This window comes from Enterococcus avium ATCC 14025 (genome assembly GCF_000406965.1).
In the GTDB taxonomy this organism is placed as follows: domain Bacteria; phylum Bacillota; class Bacilli; order Lactobacillales; family Enterococcaceae; genus Enterococcus_A; species Enterococcus_A avium.
Genome location: NZ_KE136362.1, coordinates 568,616 through 589,905, shown reverse-complemented (window position 1 = coordinate 589,905; position 21,290 = coordinate 568,616). Strand labels below are relative to the sequence as shown.

Sequence of the window (21,290 nt, the reverse complement as noted above, 5' to 3'; positions counted from 1 at the left end):
AACCCCAGCTTGTATATGGTGCTTTCTAAAAAAATCTAATAGTATCCGTGCAGCTTCATCCATTAATCCTTTTAAAAGCTCCTTACGATACTTCTCCTTCAGAAAAATCTCACGTAAACCTTCATCGATCGTGAAGATGACGTGTCGATGCGTCACTGTAAACAGATCATTCGCCGCAACCTCTGCCCACCGTTGACTTTCCCCAGTTGCACAAGTTGGACAAAATTTCCCTTTACAACGAAAAGCCACTTTCTTTACATCATGGCATCCTTCACAGACAAATAGACGATAACCTTTTTTAAGGTCACCACAATCGCGAAACTTCTTCACTTCTCTTTTCACAACGGATCGAATCCTTCTTGTGTACCTTTGATTGAATTTCTCCCAGTTTTGATATTCATCAAAGAAAATGGCGTGTAAAATATTGGGTTTCATATCTCCAGTTTAATAGGAAAAAGACCAGATGAAAAGCGGTCAAAAGATTGATGTATCAATCCTTTGACCGCTTAAAATGTTATACTTCCTTTAATGTTAAAAAAAGTGCCTTTCCGTTTCACACATTCGAAACGAAAAGCACTTTCATTCTTATTTGATAAATAGCTACAAAAAACGTATTGATTGTTAGGAAAAAAGCTAATACTTATTTACAGAGACCAATTTAACGAACGATCGTTGTTGGCTCTTGCACAAAATCATCTTCCAAATAATCAAAAAACTTTTTGTTCAGACGATATCCTTGGCCCCAAACAGTTTGAATCGCTTCCTCGCCAAACTCATTTCCTATTTTCTCATTAACCTTTGAAACAACCTTCGAAAGACTTGCTAAAACAGACTTCGTTGGATCTTTCTCCCAAATTTGTCGACTGATTTCTTCACGAGGGACGGTTCGGTCTCCCGCCTGAATTAAATAGTAGACAATCTCTTTTTGTTTCAACTTCAAATTTAGGTCAGACAATTTTTGTTTGACTGACACTTGCTGGACATGTGCGGCATCTTTACTTGCCAAGCTTGATAATTCAGCAAGCAATAAAATTTCCCGCACGCGTTCCAAATCAGAATTCATTGGAATCCACGCATCAAAAGGAGAAGAGCCTTCTTTGTCAAAATTACTATCTGCTGCTCGACGAAAAAGCTTGATGTTTGCCTGCGGCAGTTGCTTGATTACCTCATAAGCCTCTATATCATAGATGGTCTCGCTAAAAATGATTCCCTCAAATTGAGTAAGAAAAGCTTTGTCAAACGAATTTCTTTTTAACATTGTTAACATATTGCTGGAACAATATACCTCGTTGCCTAACTGTTTCAATTGTCGCTCAAAGTTTTCCTCATATAGCGGAACCTTTGTTAGAAGTAATAATTGCATACCTTCATCTCCTTTAAAATTGCTCTTTCCCAGCGAACACCTTTTCCATATTAATAGCCCTATCCAGCATCACTGAAGGCATACCTTAATAAAATCCGAAAATTAACCCGAAATATCATTTAATGCCTTAAAATAGAAAAACATTTATATAGATAGATTATATTATACTGTTAATTTTAGGTCAATTTTTAATTTGTAAATAATAAAAATATATGCTAACCGTTTTAATGATGAAAGTCATAACCAAAAGAACGCTATCGCTACCTATTTAATATCCAATATTACTTAAAGTAAGACTAATACTCTTAAAAAAATAGCGTTTAAGTCCTTTAACAAGACAATATGATTAAAAACAAAATTTCCACTTTATGGAGAAATAGAAATAAAAATGACAACTCAGTTAAATTTTATTTTACATTTAGTATCCACATGAAGCCGATAAAGACAAAAAATAGTCCATACATGATCGGAGAAACTTCTTTCCCACGTTTCGCGGCAATCATCGTGATTGGATAAAAAATGAAGCCTAAGGCAATTCCGTCAGAAATACTATAAGTCAGCGGCATCCCAATCAGAATCAAAAATGAGGGAATCGCGATCTCTAATTGATCCCATTTAATTTCACGTAACGATTGAGCCATTAATACTCCTACAATAATTAACGCTGGTGCGGTAACCTGTGAGGTCACAACTGACAGCAGTGGTGAGAAAAACAAGCCAAAGATAAAGAAAGCCCCTGTTGTAATCGCGGTTAATCCAGAACGCCCGCCAACTGCAATCCCTGCTGAGGATTCTACATAGGCTCCTACTGGTGAGGTTCCTAGCAGTGATCCAGCTAACATTGCCGTAGAATCTGATGCCAAGGCCTTGCCGACTCGCGGCATTTTATTGTCCTTCATAAAGCCCGCCTGATTAGCTAACCCAACTAAGGTGCCGGCCGTATCAAAGAAGGTTACTAATAAGAAGGTCAATACAACCACCCAAAGCTGAAGCGTGTTGATATCTTTTACATGCTTTAAAGCAACTAGGAAGGTTGGCTTCAAACTAGGTGCTGCCGAAATAATCTGTGTTGGTGCTTGAATCAATCCTGTGACTAATCCTAATAATGTTGTTGCCACCATACCGATAAAGATTCCTCCCGGCACGCGACGTACCATCAGAATTGCAGTCACGATCAAACCAAAGATCGTTAACCAAGTGGTGCCGACACTCATTGAGCCTAGCCCAACCAAGGTGGACTTATTCGCCACGATGATGCCGCCTTCGCTCAATCCTAAAAAGGCGATGAATAAACCAATCCCACCAGAAATCGCATATTTCAAGTCTGCTGGAATCGCATCAATGATCATTTCCCGTAATTTAAAAATAGTGATTAAGATAAAAATCAAGGATGCCACGAAAACACCAGCTAACGCTGTTTCCCAGCGAATCCCCATTCCAATGCAGACAGAATAAGCGAAGAAAGCGTTGATCCCTAATGCGGGAGCCGTTGCGATCGGATAGCGAGCTAAGACGCCCATCAGGATACACCCTAATGCACTTGCCAAGGCTGTAGCAGTAAAGACTGCGCCTTCGTCCATTCCTGACGCGCCCAATACGCTTGGGTTAACAAAGAGAATATATGCCATCGAAATAAAGGTGGTAAAACCCGCCAAAATTTCTCTTTTTACTGTAGTGTTCAATTTTTCAAGTTCAAAATAGGAATTTAATTTTCCTTTCATGATACTCCTCCTATATTCTAAAAATGTTCGTAAAATAATAGCTTGTTTTTCCAAACAACGAGGATAATCATATAATAAAGCAGATAATAAGTAAACAATAATATATAAATAGATTAAAACACGAACATTAATAAAAAAAACAACGACTTCTATTGAAAACCTTTCCCTTGGCTTAAACAAACTATTGGACAAAATTCTCAAAGCTCGCTATTTTTGAAAATGGTTGATCTAGTTTTTATCTTCTACTTGATCGAAAACTGATTTTTTGACTAATACATTAAAAAAGGAGAATCATTTTGAAACAACTAACCTTTAAGCAATTTTGGGAACTGTCGGAAATTTATACTGCTCCATTAAATCTTTTTATTATTTTACTCGGCTACGCGATTGCGAAATTTCAGCTTAACAGCTCACTGAATCCTGAATTCTTTTTATTTATTTTGATCATCGTTATGTTTCATATCACCGTCAATGTTTTTAATCACTACATGGATTATCGAAATGCTTCTGATGAAAACTACAAACAGCACACCAATATTATTGGACGCGATCATTTGGATCTGCGTTTTGTGCGAAACTTTTATCTATTTAATCTGATTATTTCTTTCATATTAGGATTAATATTAGTTTGGCGAACAAATTGGGTAATTGGAGTTTTAGGTGTGATTGGTTTCTATATTGGGTTGTTTTATTCCTATGGTCGACGGCCTTTAAACAGCCTGCCAATCGCTGAGGCACTAACTGGTACGGCAAGTGGCTTCTTTATTACTGTGGTGAGCTATTATTTAGCGGTTTACCAAACGCAGGTCATCACGTTTGCGATGATTGGCAAGGTTTTCTTGATCAGTTTGCCGCTGGTATTGATGATGTTTAATAACTTATTGGCCAACAACACATGTGATTTGGAGGAAGACATCGAAAACCATCGGAAAACGCTGGTATATTATTTAGGCAAACCAGCCGCCGTGAAGCTCTTATTAACCATCTACGTATTCAGCTTTATCTGGTTGGCTATCTTGGTTATCACTGATTTAGCACCTTGGACAGTCCTATTTCTACTCTTCCTTTTTCCTAAAAATTGGCAGAGCTTGAAAAAATACCGCACACTGCAAGATAAAAAGACAACTTTTCCAATCGTCTTAAAAGCAATGTCTGCAATCATGGTGATTTACCCTGTTCTTTATTTTATTGGTTCCCTGTTTGCATAGTAAAAAGCCTGTTTAACTTCCGATACGGGAGTAAACAGGCTTTCTTCTATACCATTAATAAATTGATATTCAACGCATTGATATCACTCTGCTGATCACTGGTAATCTGTGCATCTGTAATTAAGTAATCACATTCATCAGGCTTAGCAAACTGCTTAAAGCTGCGTTGATTGATCTTGCTGGACTCACACAATACGATTTTTATCCGTCCAATATTCATCAAACTCTTTTTCATCTCTGCTGTTTCGTAATTTGGTGTCGAATACCCATAGCTTTTATCAAAGGAGGTCGTCCCTAAGATGACCTTATCGACTGAAAAGCCAGCCAAACCAAGTGCCACAGAGCTGCCTGATACATATGGATAACCATTGCGAATCGCGCCGCCAATGACTTGTACTTGATAATTGGTTTTTTCACTTAGCAGCAAGCCAATCTCCAAATCATAGGTCAAGATCGTCAAACGCTTCAAGGAACTGTTGATCAATTTTTCAGCAAAAGCTCTGCAAGAAGTCCCTGTATCAATCGCTAAAATATCATTTTCTTCAATCAAGCGCACCGCTCGTTCTGCGATTCGGTATTTTTCATTGGTAAATTCGCGGCTTTTGGGAATGATCTCAACACTGCGTTGAAAATCACGCTTGATTACCCCGCCATGTGTTCGAGTTACTAAGCCTTCATTCTCCAGCTCTCGCAAATCGTTGCGAATCGTTGAACCCGTTACGTTGAATAAATCTGCTAACTCAGCAACCTGCATCCGATTTTTTTCATTTACGATATTTACGATTGATTGCTTTCTTTCTTCTGCATACAATTGCTCGTCCATTTTTTATCACCTTTTTGCGTTTTGTTTCATTATAAAAGAAACTGAAAATGGAAGCAATGAAACTAAAATGACTATTTGAAAACAATCACATTTTTTAAGCCAATTGCATGCTGAGCATTTTCTAACGCTTCATCAAATTGATCGATCGTATAACGCTTCGTGATCAAGTCCTGCAATGGAATCCTACCGCTGGCAACTAGCTGTGCCGATGTTCGATAACCCATTAGACTTGCTCGAGTACAGCCGAACACGCGTAATTGCTTGTAGTGAAGAATATTCGTATTCAATCGCACCTCTTCTTTTTCCTTTGGTAATCCGCCAAAGAAGAGACAGCGTCCTTTTGTCGCCATATAATTGAAGCTGGCTTCTTGAGCCTGCGGAGCTGGTGCTGCGATAATACATAGATCAACCCCTTGATTGTTCGTCTCCGCGAAAATTTTGTCCTGTAAATTTTCGGAAGTCAGTGTGATTAGATCTGGAAGCATCTTTTTCGCATCAGCTAGCCGAGCTTCAGACAAATCATTCATCATGACTTTTCCAGCTCCACGTGCTCGAGCCAACATCGCATGCATGATTCCGATTGGACCTGACCCAATAATCAAGACATTATCTCCTGGTTTGTTTCCCGCAATTTCTTGTCCGTTGAAGACACAGCTGAAAGGTTCGATCAAGGCTGCTTCTTCATAAGACAGTTCATCTGGAATCAGTGAGATATTTCCTTGGCGCACCGCTTTTTCCGGAATGACCAAATATTCAGCGAAGCCGCCAGGTAGATTGATGCCGAACGCTTCATAGTTCGCACATAAATGCGTATTGCCGCTAACGCATTGATCACAGATACCGCAGCCCATATTGGGAGCAATCGCTACTCGCATGCCGACTTGATAGAAATCAACTGCGGCTCCTACTTCGACAATATCACCTGAAATCTCGTGTCCTAGTGTTAACGGGGTCTCTTCACTTGCAGTCGGGTAGCCGTTTTTATACATTCGCACGTCCGTCCCGCAGATAGACGCCGCTTTGACCTTTATTAGAACTTCTTTTTCCGAGATTTCCGGTTTAGGTAACTCATTTAATTGAATCTGTTCTTTTCCTAATAATTGGATTGCTTTCATTTATGCTTCCACCTCAACAATTCTATTTTCCAGCAACGAAGTCAAGCCTGCATTGACTAAGCGAACCGACATTAAGCCGTCTTTTCCCGTACACTGAGGCTCTGTATCTTTCAAAATACAATCTATAAAAGCCTGATCCTCAGCTACATATGCTTCTCTAAATAGATACATCCAGCTGTGCATCGTTGGTCGGGTCAACTGATGATCACTCGTTGCCACCACGATATTGTGCTTTCCTTGATCACCAACTAAAATGCTGCCTTTAGTCCCAAGAATCTCCGTCCGCGCGTCATAGCCATATTGGACATATTGTGCACCATCGATCAGTCCCAGCTTGCCATCCGCAAATTTTAAATTCATGGCTACGGTATCGTAGTAATCCGGATACTCAGCTCGCACTTCCGGCGAACGATAATTTCCGCCATTGGCATAAATACTTTTTACTTCGCTACCTGTTAACCAGCGTAGAGTATCTAGATCATGACTGTTGACCTCACCGATTGGTCCATTGCTTTTATGAATATCAAACATCCATGGTTTAGGTTCACTAGGGCCATGGGTCAGTGATTTTACCAAGACAACCTCACCAATCGCACCAGAATCCACGACCTTTTTCGCCTCTTGAAAGCTCGCGTCAAAGCGCCGCATGAAGCCAATCTGCAATTTAACCTGATTTTCTGCTGCTGCTTGGATCATTTCTAGACATTCAGCCTCATCCATCGCCATTGGCTTTTCACAAAAAATGTGCTTTTTGGCGGCAGCAGCAGCTAGTGCGATTTCCTTATGATAGACTGTCGGCGTCACGACCACAACGGCGTCAATCTCAGGATTAGCCATCACTTCACGATAATCTTTGTAAATATAAGGACAATCTACTTCCTTTTGCGCTGCTGCTAAACTTTCTTCAGATGGGTCACATAAAGCGATCAATTTTGCATTCTCGATTCTACGAGCAAAATTTTTCCCATGAATCATTCCCGCTCTGCCTGTACCTATCAAACAAACCTTAATCAATTCTGACATGCCAATCATTACTCCTTAGCCGCTTGCTTTTTCTGCGCCATTACTTTTACTGCTGTTACTAAAAATCCGCTGATAGCTGTTCCAATCGCTAGTGCTAAAACATATAGCAAGACATTCTCGACTGCTCCTGGAATCAGGAAGACGAAAAAGCCGCCATGAGGAACCGCGATCCCGCAGTTGAAAATCATCGATAAAGCTCCTGTGATTGCTGAGCCGACAGTTACTGAAGCCAATACCCGAATCGGATCTGCCGCAGCGAATGGAATCGCCCCCTCAGAGATGAAGGATAGACCTAAGACCCAAGCAGATTTTCCAGCTTCACGTTCTTCCTTACTATATAAACCTTTTCCTAAAACAGTTGATGAAAGAGCCATCGCTAACGGTGGTACCATTCCAGAAATCATGACGGCTGCCATGACTGTACTTGTTTCTCCGACTGCCAGATTGGTTAATGATGCCACTCCAAAGAAGTACGCAGCCTTTCCGATTGGACCCGCCAAATCGATTGCCATCATGCCTCCAAGCAGTAGACCCAATAACACCGAGTTCATTCCTGACAAGCTGTTTAGCCAATTGGTAATTCCTTCATTCAATGCGGTAATTGGAATCCCTACGACAAATTTCATAATAAGTCCAACAAATAATACGGAGATCACTGGAAGAATCAGAACTGGTAATAGTCCAGAAAAGGCTGGTGGCAATTTCAACACTTTCTTCAATAATTGCACCGTATAGCCAGCCAAGAAGCCGCCTAATAATGCCCCTAGAAAACCTGCATTCATATTCGAAGCGATCATCCCAGCAACCATCCCGGGAACCAACCCTGGTCGATCCGCGATAGAAAAGGCAACATATCCGCCTAAGATCGGCCACATTAAGCCCATAGCGATGCCGCCTAGTTCATTGATTGCTGCAGCCAAGTCTCCTTTGGCATTGATTCCACCAAAAGCAAAGGCTAAAGCAATACAGATACCACCTGCCACAACAAAGGGGATCATGTAGGACACACCGGTCATCAAATGACTGTAGATTCCGCTTTTTTCTGCTTTTGCCTCCGTTTTGACCTCACCAGAAGTAGTATAGATTGCCGCATTCGGAACACGATCGAATAAATCATCCGGATGATCGATGGCTTCTGTCACATCCACTTCTAACAACCGTTTGCCATTAAACCGATCCTTATTTACTGATGTACTAGCGGCAATAATGACCGCATCAGCTTCTGCGATTTCCTGCTCAGTCAAAACATTTTCCGCACCAATTGATCCTTGGGTTTCTACTTTGATTTCAATATCACGTTTCTTCGCTGCAATCTCTAAGCTTTCCGCCGCCATGTAGGTATGTGCAATTCCCGTCGAACACGATGTGATTCCAACAATTTTCATTTTTTCCACCCTTTCCTATTCAAAAATCTGATAGATTTCTTCTACGTTGCCTACGATCATCAATTTTTGACGGACATCCTCATGCATCAGTTTTCGGGAAAGCTTACTAAGAATTCTTAAATGCTCATCATTTGAGGTTTCTGGTACAGCAATTAAAAACATCAGATGAACCGGTTGGCCATCCATTGAATCGTATTGAATCCCAGCTTGACTTCGACCAAAGGCCAATGAAGGTTCAGTAACGGCTGAACTTTTTCCATGTGGAATAGCAACACCAAAGCCGATCCCAGTTGTACTCTCTGCTTCGCGCTTCATTACGGCTTCTAAGTAAACGCTCTCATTTGTAACAACACCTTCTGCTACAAAGGTGCCCGCTAGTTCACTGATCGCCGCTTTTTTCTCTGTCGCTGACAAATCAAGGTTAATAAAAGCTGTTTTCAATACATCGCGGATTTCGGTCATTTCTCTACTCCTCTGTTTTTAGTTTTTTTGTATTCTTCTATGATCTTAATTCCTGAACTTGTTCCCAAGCGTTCCGCACCTGCTTCAACCATCTTTAAAGCCGTTTCCAAATCCCGAATGCCACCAGCAGCTTTCACTTTTACTTCATCACCGACAACTTTTTTCATTAATGCAACATCTTCTACGGTAGCGCCGCCCGTACCAAAACCCGTTGACGTCTTAACAAAATCTGGCTTCACTTCCTTAGCAATTTCACAAACCGTTACTTTTTCCGCATCCGTTAAATAGCAATTTTCTAAAATGACTTTGCTGAAAATTCCTCCTTCACGTGAAGCATTCACAATTGCTTTCATTTCTTGGCGAATATACTCACTGTCACCGTCCTTCAATTTGCCGAGATTGATTACATAATCAATCTCATCTGCCCCATTTTTGATTGCATCCTGTACTTCAAAAACCTTTGTTTCAATCGTTGTTTGTCCTAATGGAAAGCCAATCGCCGCTCCTACATGAACCTTACTATCCTTCAAAAACTCCCGACACATCGCTACTGGATAAGAGTTAATCGCGACCATTTTGAATCCGTATTCATCTGCTTCTTTACAAAGTTGCTCGAAGCCCTCCTTAGTCGCATCAGCCTTTAACAACGTGTGATCCACCATATTCGCTAACTTCTCTAACTCGATCATTTGTTTGCTCCTTTTTGTTTTTATTTACACCTTTATATTATCATTTGTTTTCATTTTGTCAATATATAAAAATGAATAAATTTAGATTTCAAAAAAAAAACACCAGTTTATCAATTAAACTGGTGTTTCTCTTCATTATCATTTTAAAACCAAATGAAAATTACCGCTGCAATTCTCCAGGCCAAGCAGCTGTTCCCCCTAAAACGTTAATAACCTTATACCCTTGATTACTTAAAAAGCTACAGGCATTATCTGATCGTGACCCTGATTGGCAAATCAAATAGTACTCTTTATCCTTATCAAGCTCACTTGCTTGATTACCTAAACTGCTTAATGGAAGATTTTTTGCGTAAGGAACATGGCCCATTTGATATTCATAGGTTTCCCGAACATCAATGATCCGCAAATTTTTCTCTTTTGTCAAATGGTAAAAGTCACTCATTCCAATCGAACTATTCATAAATCAATTCCTCCGGTCTGACTGTTTTATACAGCGCAAATGCACCATCTAAATTTTTTACATTAAAGCCCTTTTGTTTTAGCAGTCGTTCCGCCACATAACTTCTTAATCCGCTATGGCAGCTGACGACATAGTTTTTCGTTGAATCTAGCTCCGAGATTCGTTCCCTTAATTGATTCAACGGAAGATTGATTGCTCCTGGAAAACAACCGTTTGCTAATTCACCAGGATTACGAACATCTAATAATTGACTGCCGTTTTTCTGTTCTTCCTTTAATTGATACCATTGAATCGAATCACTGATTCCTTCTGCCAGATTGATTGCCGCATAGCCTAGCATGTTAATCGGGTCCTTTGCCGAACCAAATGGCGGCGCATAAGTAAATTCCAATTCAGGCAAATCAAAAATGGTCAATCCACCCTTGATCGCTGTTGCTAAGATATCGATGCGCTTATCTACACCCTTCGCGCCAACACCTTGAGCGCCATAGATTTTCCCTGTCTTAGGTTCAAAAACTAATTTCAGTGTGACATCGCTTGCTCCAGGATAATACCCCGCATGATCCTTTCCGGAAACGTGGACAACCTGATAATTGAGTCCTAATTGTTTAACCACACGTTCACTCAGACCAGTCGATGCAGCTGCAAGATCAAATACACGAACGATCGCGGTACCAATACTTCCACGATTTGTACGCGCCAATCCGGCAATGACATCGGCTACCTGTCGTCCCTGACGATTTGCGGGAGAGGCCAATGAGATCAACGCATCTTCACCACTGACCTGCTGCTTCACTACAATCGCATCACCAACTGCATAAATATCAGGAGCGCTAGTTTGATAAGTCTCATCCACTACAATTCCGCCGCCTAAGCCGGTTGCTAATCCAGCTTGTTGGGCTAGGGTATTTTCTGGTCGAACCCCAACAGAAAGAATCGTTAGATCAGAAGCCACTTCCTCATCATTAGTCAGGGTAATTTTCTTGCCTTGATCACTGAAGCTTTGTGCAGATTCACCTGTTATCACTCGGATATCGTTGCGAACCAATTCATTTTGAACAAATGCGGCCATTTCCTCATCTAACGGCGGCAACACATGAGGGGCTCTTTCGATTACTGTAACCTCTAACCCTCGGGACTTCAGATTTTCTGCCATTTCCAGCCCAATAAATCCAGCGCCAATCACTGTTGCTTTTGCTGGTTTATCCTCTAAAGCAGTCATGATTTGATCCAGATCCGGAACATTGCGTAAGCTGTAGACATTGGTCGCCTCTGCTAATCCAGACATTTCAGGAATCAATGGCTTTGCCCCTGGCGATAGAATTAATTTGTCGTAACTCTCTTCAAAGCTTCCTTCTTCATTTTTGATGGTCACGGTTTTGTTTTCGGAAGAGATAGCAGTCACTTCATGAAAAGGCCGCACATCCAAATTGAAACGCGCGTTTAACGATTCCGGCGTTTGAACCAGCAACGCATCGCGATCAGCAATTTCACCTGAAACATAATAAGGCAATCCGCAGTTGGCAAATGAGACGAATGGACCCTTTTCTAGAACAATAATCTCTGCATCCTCCATCAATCGACGCAAACGTGTAGCCGCGGACATGCCACCTGCGACACCACCAACAATAATAATTTTCATTTTATTTTCCCCCTCTAGTTGGACCTTGCCAGCGATTCATCCCGCCTTGAACATTTATCGCTTCGTAGCCCTTTTGTTTTAACAGCTTGGCAGCTTGCTTACTCCGCATCCCTGATTGACAGATCACATATACTTGCTTTTCTTTTCCTTGATAACGATTGATCTTATTCAATGGAACATTCACTGCTTTAGCAATATGCCCGCCACGGTATTCCTCCGGAGTCCGAACATCTAGCAAAGTGATTGAATCCTTTAATTTTTCCGCCAATTCACTTGTTGAAATAGCTGGATTTCTTTGAAATAAATTAAACATGTATTCTTCTCCTTAAATTTCAAAATATACCTCATAGGGTATTTTTACCATAGTAAAATGATTTCTGTCAACCATTCTGTTTCTCCAAAAAATACTTTAAAAACGATCTACTTGACGAGTTATACCCTAGCTAGGTATATTAAAGACAGAGAGACTTTACAAAGGAAGTGTTAGTAGATGGAATTAGAAGAAAAAAAGATCCTCAATCGGTTAAAACGAACTGAAGGGCAAATTCGCGGTATACAAAAAATGATTGATGAGGAAAAGGAATGTATCGATATCATTACTCAGTTAAGTGCCGTGCGTTCTAGTATTGATCGTGTGATGGGCATGATCGTGGCTGAAAATCTGAAAAACTGTTTTGAGCATCCAGACAAAAATCCAGAAGACCAGGCACAAAAGCTGGAACAAGCTATAAATATGATTATTAAGAAATAAGGTGTAATAATGAAGGTTGTTTTCCATATAGATGAATTAGAAAAATGGACTGAAACTGCTAATAATGTTAAAAACTTGTTGAAAGAACCCCAAAAAATAGATATTATTGTTTTAATTAATGGCAGTGCGATTAACGGGTATCTTGCGACTGAAAATCAAACGTTCATTGCGACCCAAGGCGTGACCTTTCACGCTTGCAATAATGCGATGCGGGCCAATCAGATAACAAAGGATCAACTGCCAGAGAATGTTGTTGTCGTTCCTGCAGGCGTTTTAGATTTGATAGATTTAAAAGCACAGGGCTATGCTTATATCAAACCATGATCCACGTTTCACGCAGGATGCTACTCAGGAAAGGGAGTAGGATTTTGAACTCTATTGAAAATATCAACAAAAAAATGCATGTTACAGGCAGCCTCATCAACCTGAAAACAATGCAAGAGCACTTTGAAAAAATCAATACGAAGGATATTTGCTCAGAAGAGGAAAAGCAAGAAATCACTGCGTTTCTTGACATAATTGAAGAGGAAATTTCTTCCATTCAGGAGAAGATTGGCTTTATTCGGCAGATGTAAGGATATAGGATAGAAAAACGGGCAGCTCTTTATTTTCTTCCTCGCATAGCCGATTCTGAAATCACGTAAAAAAGAATCCACTACATGAGGCAACTATATTCGTCGAAAAAACTATCTTTCTGATCCATGTAAGGTTGATCCAGAAAACAAAAGTCCTGTTGCAATACAAGCTCAATAATCATTTAGACAAATAAGGAGTTGGTTCATCTCGAACCAACTCTTTATTTTTTCTGCTTTCGTTTGATTGCTTTGCGTATACCGATCCGATAAACCTTCGGAATCGCTAAGAAAAAATTTTGTGTAAATTGATATTGCTGATATTTTGCAATAAGGAATGTAATTAATTCCGCGTTGCCATATTTCTTTTGATGAAAAAGCTCAAAGCTGTGGATCTTTCGGTCAAGCTTGCTCTTATCCTTCAACGCCAGAAAAAAAGACAACAAATCATCGAAATAGCGCATCTTTGCTTCTTCATAGGTTTCAGAACCATAGCGGTCCAAGTGAATAAAATCCGTCAGCTTACGCCCCCAAAAGGTTCGTTCCAAATAGATTGGTGCTTGGATATCCTGCTGAAAATCAGCCAAATAAGCTTCGAAGACGGTTTTGTCCGCTAAGAAATTTTTCTCCTGACGATCAAAAACTTCACGATCAACCTGATTAATCTCTGTCACTACACTCAGGTAATCGCCTATGAAAAGCGGCATATTTGCTTTTCGAAAACAGACGACTCGCTCGGCTAGTTTTTGATTCAAAGAAAGCGGACGACGCAGCGTATTGTTGCGATAAAAAGCAAAAACATAACGTTGCCACAAATCCTCCGGAAAAGGAATTTTCTTCTCCGTCAACCAAAGCAATTCATCTAAGGCTAGATCTACATGAGCCACGCCTTTTTTGATCTCTTCTGCTACCTGCTGCGAAATCCCTAAATGATCCTTAAAATGCTGAATTCCTAAACGAATCTCCTGCTGTTTACTTTTTGACTCAATGACAAATTGATATTTTAACGGACGACCACAGGCACATTTTAATTGGCTGTGAACGCCTCGTTCGTACTCATCATCAGTATTCAACGCGACAAATTCCCAATCGGAGGTCTGCAAATACTGCTTTTGTAAAAACAGCGAGCGAACCTCATATTTTCTTTGTTGGTTAACCAGTGCCTGTTGTGCCTCAGTCAATTGTTCAAAAAGTGCTTTCCGTTCTGCTCCTGAATAGGTCACATGACATTCCATCGGATAATCACTTAACCCGTAACTACGTGGATACCAATGCGCATAAATTTCTAAATAATTATCCATGGTTTCTCATTACTTCTTCGGATCAAGTTTGTCTTCGATTTCTTTCATGATTTTTTTGGCTTCATCTTTTAACGAAGTGTGAGGCTCTTCTTCCTCTACAGCATTTGAGCCAGATCGCGCAATCTCCTTTTCTTCACCAGAATTGCTGCCAGCTAATGACTCCGGTTTATTTTCGGTTTCGCTGGAGTTCGTACCTGCCAACGCAACATCCTCCTCGGTTTTAGGGGCCATTGAGCCACGCAAGCGTCGATCTTTTTCATTATTGTAATTTGTCATTTTCTTCACCTCTTATATTGTAAATTGTATTTTACCTGATCGTCTGTCAGAAAGCCAAAGTTAACCTGTTTTTGCAAAAAAATGATACAGACACCATAAAAATGTCGTGAACCAGCTGAGCCCGCAAAGAGCAAAAACAACTGCAATATAACATGGGGGAGTATATCGTACACGAACCGTGTTTCTTCCAGCTACTTGCTTAATCGTAGGTACGCCAATGTTAGACAGCGTCAGTGGTTTGATTTCTCGAGTTTTCTTACTTAATTTAGTATTTTGATAAACGACGATCGGCAATTGAATCCTTCCCGCTTCTTTGGCTTGCCAAGAAAGCACTAATTGATCATTTTTAACTGTCTTAGAAAAGTTCGTCTGATTATCGAGAATCTGCTTTTCATAGCTGACATATTTATTTTTCGTATCATTATGATAAATCGGTAAATAATCTGGACTGGATTTTTCTACCGCCTTCAATGCTTTTCCCAAATCCTTTGAATAAAAACTTTTTCGAGCCGCTGCTTCAGAAACACGGACAAACGTATGCTTGCTCGCTAACGATTGCTTATCCCATTGATTCAAGTCATGTGTAAGCAGCTGCAGACTTTGTCCGATACTGATTACACTTAGTAAAAGTAATCCACCAAATAGAATTCTTTTCCCGGCTAAATCCTGAAACAAGGAGGCTAAACAAAAGAGAAACAAGACCGTAAATGGCGCGAAAAATCGAAAAGGAAATTGGATCAACGAAATCAACGGAACCTGATGAGCGACCAGCCAATCCCAAGGAATTAGACTTGTCGAAAAAATAAAGAAAATGCCGCTAAAAATCAATAGCTGCTTCGTAAAGCGTCGCGTCTTATGCCAATAGACCAAATTAAGAAGTAAGCCTGCAATCAGTAATAGCCGCAAATTCCCAGGATAGTGTAGCCAATAGGCACCTCCCAGATCAATTGCTTTTTCGCTCATTTCTGGATTGGTAAAGGGCATCTTCAATTGATCTCCCCGGTTGATCAAAAATAAGCTGATCCAAACATTGATGGATAAACAGACATACAAGCCCACCGTTTTTCCCAATTCAAGAAGCGCTCTGCCCCATTGCTTTCGTGCGTAGTCAATAAAAAATGGAAAATAAATCAATCCCAGCATCATCGCCGTCAGGGTGTGAATCTGGGTCATCACAGCCATACTCAAAGCTATTTTAACAATCGGGAAATGATGATTTTTCAGATCCACCAGCGGGATCAAGCACAAAGGTAAAAGACTCGTTCCCCAGCTGGTAAAGCCTTGATTCAAGACCCAATAATTAATGCCATAGGTAGTCATAAAAATAATTGCGGTTAGAAATGCGGTGCTTTCCCTGATTTTGTCGTAGGTCAGTAATTTAAATAGCGAACACCCCGCCAGCAAATAGACTAAAAAATTCGAAAGTACCTGATAATGAAACCAGCTGCCAGCAAGTAAGACAAGCATCCCTTGCAAGTAAGAAAACAGCGGTCCATACACCGCATTGACGATCCGGCCAGATTTCTGAAAGCCGAAAAGCGAAATGAAATAACTAAAATTTTCAGTTTTGATTTGCTCGGCCGTTTCATAAAAACGATTGTAATGGAATAAGGCATCCGCCCCCAAAATCATTTTCTGCGTCCAAAGCTGTGGAACAACAAACAGCCCAGCGATCAAAAAAATAAACAAATAGTAACGATAACGTTTCATAAGCCGCCTCCGATTGTGTTGATCATTACGTATTTCACTCTATCGCAAATAAAAAAGAAAACGAAATAAAACGCCTATTCCCCCATTGGAAATAGACGCTTCTCTCAATCTTATTTTTCTACCGACAGCCACACAATCAATGTCCCAGTGATGGAAATCAAAGTGCCGATCAAAAGCATTGCCGAAACCGATAAAATACTTAAAATTTGTCCGCCGGCAAAGGCTCCAATAATCCCGCCAATCGAATTCGCTGTGGCCATCAAGGTTTGTCCCTTGACTAGATCCTTTTGCGGAATAATTTGATTCGTATAATAAACCGATGCCATGGTGTGCATCGCAAATCCTACCATCTGTAAGCTTTGTCCGGCATTAATCAGAAAAATGTTTCCAGCAAACAGAATCAGCAATGCCTTCACCGAAAAGAAGAAGGCCGCAAAACGCATTAAGGAATGGATCTTGAAACGCCGTAATAACCACGAAAAGAAAAACATTGTCGGCAGCTCACTCAAGGCTGCGATAGAAAGAGACGAACCTACATTGGCTTCTGTTCCTCCTAAAGGCTGCATAATTTGATACATATAGCTGTTCGTAATCGTATGAAACACAAATAACAAGGACACCCCAACTAGCAGCAGCATAAAGCGCTTATACTTTTTCGCAAATTCCAATAAGCCTATCGGTTCTCCCTCATGAGTCTCCTGAAGATGCTTCGGCACGATCGACTCCGAGTATTTCCCGCCATCCTTGCGCGTATCAATCGTTAATGTTACAAGTGCAAAGAAAAGAAAAATTCCGATTAAAAGAAATAGGATAATCGTTGCAGAAAACCGTTCGATCAAAACTCCAGTGATTGCCGCCGCTACCGCAAAAGCCAAAGAGCCAAGTCCCCGCGCCACACCAAAATTCAAGGCATAGCCGCGACTGATAAAGAAGGTTCCGATGGAAATCGTTAGCGGCTGCAAAAGCACCAGACAGGTATAAAGCAGGATGTAAATAAAGGCAATGACTAAGAACGCTTTAGGTAGCACCAGCAATATACTGGAAAATAAGACTAACAGCAACGCCATCCCTGCCGCTAATTGAGACAAACGAATCCGAGTCATTCGATCAGCAAAGGATGCCAAGAATGGTTGAACAACCGTAGCAACTAGATTGGCCAGCGACAAAACTGTTCCGATCTGACCATTCGTGAAATCACGTGACAGCAAGAACACCGAAGTAAACGTTCCCAATACCGAATACCCCATCCAATAAGGAACCTGCATACTGACATATTGTAGATTCAATTTGAGCTGATTCGACTTTTCCATGTTTCCTCCTAAAAAATATCGTTCTTTCATTATACCTGATATTACTACCGACAGCTATCTCAGCTACAGCTGTTTTTCAATTTAAAACAACAAAAAAATCAGAGCATAAGTTTCCTCATACTCTGACTGATTCAATCTTTCGCTTTTTTATAGCACAGATTGCCGATCCATTGAACAAGCTGCACAAAAACAATCAGCAAAACCACCGTGCTATACATGATCGTATTATCGAAATTTTGATAGCCGTAGGTAATTGCTACAGCACCCAGACCACCCGCGCCCACCGTACCAGCCATCGCGGTATAGCCTAAAACGGAGATGATCGCCAAGGTCACGCTTGAGATCATACTAGGAAAAGCCTCTACCAGCATCACCTTGAAAATAATCTGCATATGAGTCGCCCCAATCGATTTTGCCGCATCTAAGGTATACGGATTAATCTCCAATAGATTATTTTCAAACAGCCGTGCCACATAAGGCGTCATCGCAAAGGTCAAGGGCACGATCGCCGCCGAAGTACCGATGGTTGTTCCTACGATGGAACGAGTAAACGGCATCAGTGCCACCATCAAAATAATAAACGGAAACGAACGAATAATGTTCACGATAAAATCCAGCAGGCGATAAATTTTCGCGTTAGGCGCTAAGCCTTGTTTATTTGTGATTATTAAAACAACCGCTAAAGCAAAGCCGATGATTGTCGCAATCAATGAGGAGACTATCACCATGATAAGTGTACTGATTAAATTAGGCAGCAGTACTTGGGTAATCAAGACCGAATTATTCACCGCTCTTCACCTCCAGACAACTAAAATGCCCCTGAGCGGAAAGCTTCATTAGTTTGTTAAGGTCTTCGTCAGGAACAGACACTAATAAAGTCGTTAATGTCTCCGCTTTAAACTGTTCTGTTGTGGCCTTTAACAAATGTGGTGTTTTTATTTCCGCTTGTCGCAGCAAGGCAAAAAGATCCTCCTTCAAAGGTGTCACGATTTTTACTAACCGATGGTCTGCCTTCTGCACACCAAATTGCGTCTGCTGCTCTCCCGTGATTGTTTGCAATATCTCAGAATTATTCAAAAAAAACTGTTGGACCGTATCTTCCTCCACAATCTTTCCCTGCTGTAAAATAGCGACCCGATCACAGATTTTCTTCACAACCTCCATTTGATGGGTCACAACGACGATGGTTAGCCCCATCTTCTGATTCAATTTCAGTAACAGCTCCAAAATGCCATTGGTGATATTGGGATCAAGAGCTGAAGTTGCCTCATCACATAACAGAATCTCAGGATTCATGGTCAAGGCTCTAGCGATTGCCGCCCGCTGCTTTTGCCCACCAGATAATTGCCGTGGTTTCATTTGCGCTTTATCGGCGATTCCAACTTCTGTCAGCAATTCGTCTACGCGTTCTTTGATTGCTTCTTTAGAGTAGCCGCTGCATTCCAATGGTAGGGCGACATTTTTAAAAATCGTTTTTTGTTCAATCAGGGAATTTCCTTGAAAAATCATCCCGATTTTTTTCTTTATCTCCCGCAATTGCTTTTCCGATAGCTGCTCTAACAGCTGTGTACCGATTCTAATACTGCCGGATTGGCTTTGCTCCAATCCATTGATACAGCGCAGCAACGTGGATTTCCCTGCTCCGCTGATTCCTAAAATTCCCATGATTGATCCCGCGGGAATCGTCAGCGAAATATCCTCTAGGATTGTTTGCTTGCCGTACCTTTTATTAACCTGATCGATGACTATTTCCATCTACTCAACACCTAACGTTTCACGCCCTGATATGCGCCTCTAAAATAATTGTCGCGTTTGCGAACCTCATAAAAATCCGGAACCTCGTCCTCCGCGATTTTTTTGATGATCTTGCGTTTCTTTTCTAATAGCTCCATTGGATTCAGCGTTGCCTCAAGTCCTTCGATCATGCTTTCAAATTTCTCGTAAGGAATACCGACACATAATTCCTCATCCTTCCAACGTGCCACATAGCGTGTCCCCGAGCACATCATCGAAATATTGATCAAACCAGTCTCATAAGGATAAGAGGTCCCTTCCTGACAAATCGCCTGCATCCCCGTCATCTTGATGTTTTTCGCCTGTCCATTAAAATATGCGTTTCCCTGTAAGATTCGCATCGCATTAAATGGCGTAGTAATCATCAAAATAACGTCTGGTGCACTCTTCCAAGAATCAATCGGTTCAACCGCAACACCATAAGAAGGTTCTTTACAATAAACCATCTCATCCGCGATTGCCTTACTTACTTCAATATCCTTATACACACCCATGTTGGCATGCTTTTGACCGCTTGCACTGTAGTCATCGTTTTCGATCAGTCCTAACGCAACCGCCGAAGCTGGACAGCCAAAATTATCGATCGACAGTTTCACACTGATTCCTTCCGTTGCCTGTTGGACTGCCCGACAATAAGGGACTAATTTTTTAGTCGCTGGTGCCTCATAGGTGTCAAAATCCGCCCGTGTTCGTAAAAAGCTGATCCCTACAACCCTACGCTCCAACTCTAATAAATAGTTCAACCGCCGATCTAGCTCTTGAAATTTACTCATAGAAAGTAAACACTCCCTTGAAATGATCATTGATTCCCTTCTTGCTCTCTTTTGTCGTAAAGGATTCATTGATTGCCTTCGCCCAATCCGTGTCTTTATTTTCCTTCTTAACAATCAAGCTGATCGGAAAATCCTTCGCATGCTGATCACGAATTAAGTAATCCTTGTAATCCTCACCAGAGTTAAACATAAAGGTAAAGAAGCAGGTCGCTGCATCAAGATCCTCCAAGCTGCGAACCGTTTGTGCCTGTTCAATTTCTACGAATTTAAAATCTTTCGGATTCTCAACAATATCCAACGCCGTATAGCCTGATTTCTTCTCATCACTCAATTTGATTAAACCTGCATCCTGCATCATCAGTAAAGAATTGTCACGATTCATCGCGTCGTTCATAATGGCGATTTGCGCACCATCAGGCAACTCATCAATCTTGTCATATTTACTTGAATACAGGCCGATCCCTGTATAATAAACATGCGGCTTCATCATTGCCAGATCACCGCCCTTTTGTTCATTGAAGGATTTCATGAAGGGTTCGTGCTGTGCGAAAGACGCATCCACGTTGCCATCCTGAACCGCCTGCAGCGCTTCAATATTATTTGAAAACACCACAAACTCAAGCTTGTAGCCTTCTGCCTCCATTGATTTTTTCGCCGCCTTAAGCGAGTTCTCAGACACTTGATTACAGGCAATTTTAATATCCTTTTTCTCATCTTTTTCCGTCGCCGCTTCCTTCTTTGATCCGCACGCTCCCAATACTAGAACCGCTGCTAACATCGCTAATCCAATCTTAAACCTTTTCATCGTCATTCCCCTTATCGTTTTTTTAATCTTTACATGTGTGTGAGCGCACAAAAAAGAAACATACACTATCTGTATGCTCCTCCGATCAGCAGAAATAAACGTGAAAA

Annotated in this window: 24 protein-coding genes; 4 read left to right on the top strand and 20 right to left on the bottom strand. The window is 41.0% G+C overall.

The annotated features are described in order from the left end of the window. The 3 genes from OMU_RS09925 to OMU_RS09915 all read right to left on the bottom strand — a co-directional run. Positions 1-435, bottom strand: a 435-nt coding sequence (locus tag OMU_RS09925) for a transposase zinc-binding domain-containing protein (RefSeq protein ID WP_040005741.1), incomplete at its 3' end; no start/stop codon positions are given. A 223-nt stretch (positions 436-658) separates the two neighbouring features. Further along, positions 659-1,363 carry a helix-turn-helix domain-containing protein gene (locus OMU_RS09920; RefSeq protein ID WP_016179787.1) on the bottom strand — a complete coding sequence of 235 codons (705 nt, stop codon included), beginning with the start codon at positions 1,361-1,363 and terminating at the stop codon, positions 659-661. 407 nt (positions 1,364-1,770) lie between these two features. Further along, positions 1,771-3,084, bottom strand: coding sequence for an NCS2 family permease (locus OMU_RS09915; RefSeq protein WP_016179786.1), 1,314 nt, complete (start codon positions 3,082-3,084; stop codon positions 1,771-1,773). Positions 3,085-3,380: 296 nt separating this feature from the next. Here OMU_RS09915 and OMU_RS09910 point away from each other — a divergent pair, with 296 nt between their 5' ends. After that, positions 3,381-4,292, top strand: coding sequence for a UbiA family prenyltransferase (locus OMU_RS09910; protein WP_016179785.1), 912 nt, complete (start codon positions 3,381-3,383; stop codon positions 4,290-4,292). A gap of 46 nt (positions 4,293-4,338) precedes the next feature. Here the strand turns inward: OMU_RS09910 and OMU_RS09905 are convergent, their stop codons facing one another. The 9 genes from OMU_RS09905 to OMU_RS09865 form a co-directional block, all read right to left on the bottom strand. Beyond that, positions 4,339-5,115 carry a DeoR/GlpR family DNA-binding transcription regulator gene (locus OMU_RS09905; protein ID WP_016179784.1) on the bottom strand — a complete coding sequence of 259 codons (777 nt, stop codon included), beginning with the start codon at positions 5,113-5,115 and terminating at the stop codon, positions 4,339-4,341. Between the two features lie 71 nt (positions 5,116-5,186). Continuing rightward, complete coding sequence (locus OMU_RS09900; protein ID WP_016179783.1) at positions 5,187-6,230, bottom strand: alcohol dehydrogenase catalytic domain-containing protein; 1,044 nt, start codon at positions 6,228-6,230, stop codon at positions 5,187-5,189. Further along, on the bottom strand, positions 6,231-7,253 hold the full coding sequence (locus OMU_RS09895; RefSeq protein WP_016179782.1) for a Gfo/Idh/MocA family oxidoreductase: 1,023 nt from the start codon (positions 7,251-7,253) through the stop codon (positions 6,231-6,233). It abuts the gene before it with no gap. An 8-nt stretch (positions 7,254-7,261) separates the two neighbouring features. After that, positions 7,262-8,638 carry a PTS fructose transporter subunit IIC gene (locus OMU_RS09890; protein ID WP_016179781.1) on the bottom strand — a complete coding sequence of 459 codons (1,377 nt, stop codon included), beginning with the start codon at positions 8,636-8,638 and terminating at the stop codon, positions 7,262-7,264. Between the two features lie 15 nt (positions 8,639-8,653). Next, on the bottom strand, positions 8,654-9,100 hold the full coding sequence (locus OMU_RS09885) for a PTS sugar transporter subunit IIA (RefSeq protein WP_016179780.1): 447 nt from the start codon (positions 9,098-9,100) through the stop codon (positions 8,654-8,656). Next, entirely contained in the window at positions 9,097-9,789 is a 693-nt protein-coding gene (gene deoC / locus OMU_RS09880; protein WP_016179779.1) for a deoxyribose-phosphate aldolase, read from the bottom strand. The genes OMU_RS09885 and deoC overlap by 4 nt, the downstream gene beginning before the upstream one ends. Positions 9,790-9,949: 160 nt before the next feature. Next, complete coding sequence (locus OMU_RS09875) at positions 9,950-10,249, bottom strand: rhodanese-like domain-containing protein (RefSeq protein ID WP_016179778.1); 300 nt, start codon at positions 10,247-10,249, stop codon at positions 9,950-9,952. After that, positions 10,242-11,891, bottom strand: a complete 1,650-nt coding sequence (locus tag OMU_RS09870) for an FAD-dependent oxidoreductase (protein WP_016179777.1) — start codon at positions 11,889-11,891, stop codon at positions 10,242-10,244. Before OMU_RS09870 ends, OMU_RS09875 begins: the two co-directional genes overlap by 8 nt. Before the next feature lies 1 nt (position 11,892). Then, positions 11,893-12,204: a rhodanese-like domain-containing protein gene (locus tag OMU_RS09865; protein WP_016179776.1), complete on the bottom strand. Its 312-nt coding sequence runs from the start codon at positions 12,202-12,204 to the stop codon at positions 11,893-11,895. 177 nt (positions 12,205-12,381) lie between these two features. Here OMU_RS09865 and OMU_RS09860 point away from each other — a divergent pair, with 177 nt between their 5' ends. Genes OMU_RS09860 through OMU_RS09850 form a run of 3 tightly spaced genes read left to right on the top strand, consistent with a single transcriptional unit; the run spans position 12,382 to position 13,217 of the window. Continuing rightward, positions 12,382-12,642, top strand: a complete 261-nt coding sequence (locus OMU_RS09860; protein WP_016179775.1) for a metal-sensitive transcriptional regulator — start codon at positions 12,382-12,384, stop codon at positions 12,640-12,642. Between the two features lie 9 nt (positions 12,643-12,651). After that, a complete protein-coding gene (locus OMU_RS09855; RefSeq protein ID WP_016179774.1) occupies positions 12,652-12,966 on the top strand; it encodes a DsrE family protein in 315 nt (104 codons plus the stop codon). A gap of 44 nt (positions 12,967-13,010) precedes the next feature. Next, positions 13,011-13,217, top strand: coding sequence for a restriction endonuclease subunit S domain-containing protein (locus OMU_RS09850; protein ID WP_227131653.1), 207 nt, complete (start codon positions 13,011-13,013; stop codon positions 13,215-13,217). A gap of 221 nt (positions 13,218-13,438) precedes the next feature. On the opposite strand, the gene OMU_RS09845 is transcribed toward OMU_RS09850, so the two are convergent. From OMU_RS09845 to OMU_RS09810, 8 genes are all read right to left on the bottom strand, one after another. Next, entirely contained in the window at positions 13,439-14,515 is a 1,077-nt protein-coding gene (locus OMU_RS09845; RefSeq protein ID WP_016179772.1) for a hypothetical protein, read from the bottom strand. 9 nt (positions 14,516-14,524) lie between these two features. Then, positions 14,525-14,791 (bottom strand): hypothetical protein, encoded by a 267-nt coding sequence (locus OMU_RS09840; protein WP_016179771.1) that lies wholly within the window; start codon positions 14,789-14,791, stop codon positions 14,525-14,527. A gap of 60 nt (positions 14,792-14,851) precedes the next feature. Then, on the bottom strand, positions 14,852-16,501 hold the full coding sequence (locus OMU_RS09835; protein ID WP_016179770.1) for a hypothetical protein: 1,650 nt from the start codon (positions 16,499-16,501) through the stop codon (positions 14,852-14,854). 110 nt (positions 16,502-16,611) lie between these two features. Continuing rightward, complete coding sequence (locus tag OMU_RS09830; RefSeq protein WP_016179769.1) at positions 16,612-17,811, bottom strand: MFS transporter; 1,200 nt, start codon at positions 17,809-17,811, stop codon at positions 16,612-16,614. 131 nt (positions 17,812-17,942) lie between these two features. Then, positions 17,943-18,599 carry a methionine ABC transporter permease gene (locus OMU_RS09825; RefSeq protein WP_016179768.1) on the bottom strand — a complete coding sequence of 219 codons (657 nt, stop codon included), beginning with the start codon at positions 18,597-18,599 and terminating at the stop codon, positions 17,943-17,945. After that, positions 18,592-19,566, bottom strand: coding sequence for a methionine ABC transporter ATP-binding protein (locus tag OMU_RS09820; RefSeq protein ID WP_016179767.1), 975 nt, complete (start codon positions 19,564-19,566; stop codon positions 18,592-18,594). Before OMU_RS09820 ends, OMU_RS09825 begins: the two co-directional genes overlap by 8 nt. A gap of 11 nt (positions 19,567-19,577) precedes the next feature. After that, the gene (locus tag OMU_RS09815; protein WP_225844213.1) at positions 19,578-20,378 is read right to left on the bottom strand and encodes a DUF169 domain-containing protein; all 801 of its coding nucleotides are present in this window, start codon (positions 20,376-20,378) and stop codon (positions 19,578-19,580) included. After that, the gene (locus OMU_RS09810) at positions 20,371-21,183 is read right to left on the bottom strand and encodes a MetQ/NlpA family ABC transporter substrate-binding protein (RefSeq protein ID WP_034875598.1); all 813 of its coding nucleotides are present in this window, start codon (positions 21,181-21,183) and stop codon (positions 20,371-20,373) included. Before OMU_RS09810 ends, OMU_RS09815 begins: the two co-directional genes overlap by 8 nt. Between the last annotated feature and the right edge of the window lie 107 nt (positions 21,184-21,290).

Excerpts from the sequence above, each read along its gene's own strand:
- OMU_RS09860 (WP_016179775.1), top strand. The coding sequence starts at position 12,382 with ATGGAATTAGAAGAAAAAAAGATCCTCAATCGGTTAAAACGAACTGAA.
- OMU_RS09920 (WP_016179787.1), bottom strand. The coding sequence starts at position 1,363 with ATGCAATTATTACTTCTAACAAAGGTTCCGCTATATGAGGAAAACTTT.
- OMU_RS09870 (WP_016179777.1), bottom strand. The coding sequence starts at position 11,891 with ATGAAAATTATTATTGTTGGTGGTGTCGCAGGTGGCATGTCCGCGGCT.
- OMU_RS09835 (WP_016179770.1), bottom strand. The coding sequence starts at position 16,501 with ATGAAACGTTATCGTTACTATTTGTTTATTTTTTTGATCGCTGGGCTG.
- OMU_RS09915 (WP_016179786.1), bottom strand. The coding sequence starts at position 3,084 with ATGAAAGGAAAATTAAATTCCTATTTTGAACTTGAAAAATTGAACACT.
- deoC (WP_016179779.1), bottom strand. The coding sequence starts at position 9,789 with ATGATCGAGTTAGAGAAGTTAGCGAATATGGTGGATCACACGTTGTTA.
- OMU_RS09900 (WP_016179783.1), bottom strand. The coding sequence starts at position 6,230 with ATGAAAGCAATCCAATTATTAGGAAAAGAACAGATTCAATTAAATGAG.
- OMU_RS09855 (WP_016179774.1), top strand. The coding sequence starts at position 12,652 with ATGAAGGTTGTTTTCCATATAGATGAATTAGAAAAATGGACTGAAACT.
- OMU_RS09845 (WP_016179772.1), bottom strand. The coding sequence starts at position 14,515 with ATGGATAATTATTTAGAAATTTATGCGCATTGGTATCCACGTAGTTAC.
- OMU_RS09810 (WP_034875598.1), bottom strand. The coding sequence starts at position 21,183 with ATGAAAAGGTTTAAGATTGGATTAGCGATGTTAGCAGCGGTTCTAGTA.
- OMU_RS09890 (WP_016179781.1), bottom strand. The coding sequence starts at position 8,638 with ATGAAAATTGTTGGAATCACATCGTGTTCGACGGGAATTGCACATACC.
- OMU_RS09885 (WP_016179780.1), bottom strand. The coding sequence starts at position 9,100 with ATGACCGAAATCCGCGATGTATTGAAAACAGCTTTTATTAACCTTGAT.
- OMU_RS09840 (WP_016179771.1), bottom strand. The coding sequence starts at position 14,791 with ATGACAAATTACAATAATGAAAAAGATCGACGCTTGCGTGGCTCAATG.
- OMU_RS09875 (WP_016179778.1), bottom strand. The coding sequence starts at position 10,249 with ATGAATAGTTCGATTGGAATGAGTGACTTTTACCATTTGACAAAAGAG.
- OMU_RS09815 (WP_225844213.1), bottom strand. The coding sequence starts at position 20,378 with ATGAGTAAATTTCAAGAGCTAGATCGGCGGTTGAACTATTTATTAGAG.
- OMU_RS09905 (WP_016179784.1), bottom strand. The coding sequence starts at position 5,115 with ATGGACGAGCAATTGTATGCAGAAGAAAGAAAGCAATCAATCGTAAAT.
- OMU_RS09820 (WP_016179767.1), bottom strand. The coding sequence starts at position 19,566 with ATGGAAATAGTCATCGATCAGGTTAATAAAAGGTACGGCAAGCAAACA.
- OMU_RS09865 (WP_016179776.1), bottom strand. The coding sequence starts at position 12,204 with ATGTTTAATTTATTTCAAAGAAATCCAGCTATTTCAACAAGTGAATTG.
- OMU_RS09830 (WP_016179769.1), bottom strand. The coding sequence starts at position 17,811 with ATGGAAAAGTCGAATCAGCTCAAATTGAATCTACAATATGTCAGTATG.
- OMU_RS09895 (WP_016179782.1), bottom strand. The coding sequence starts at position 7,253 with ATGTCAGAATTGATTAAGGTTTGTTTGATAGGTACAGGCAGAGCGGGA.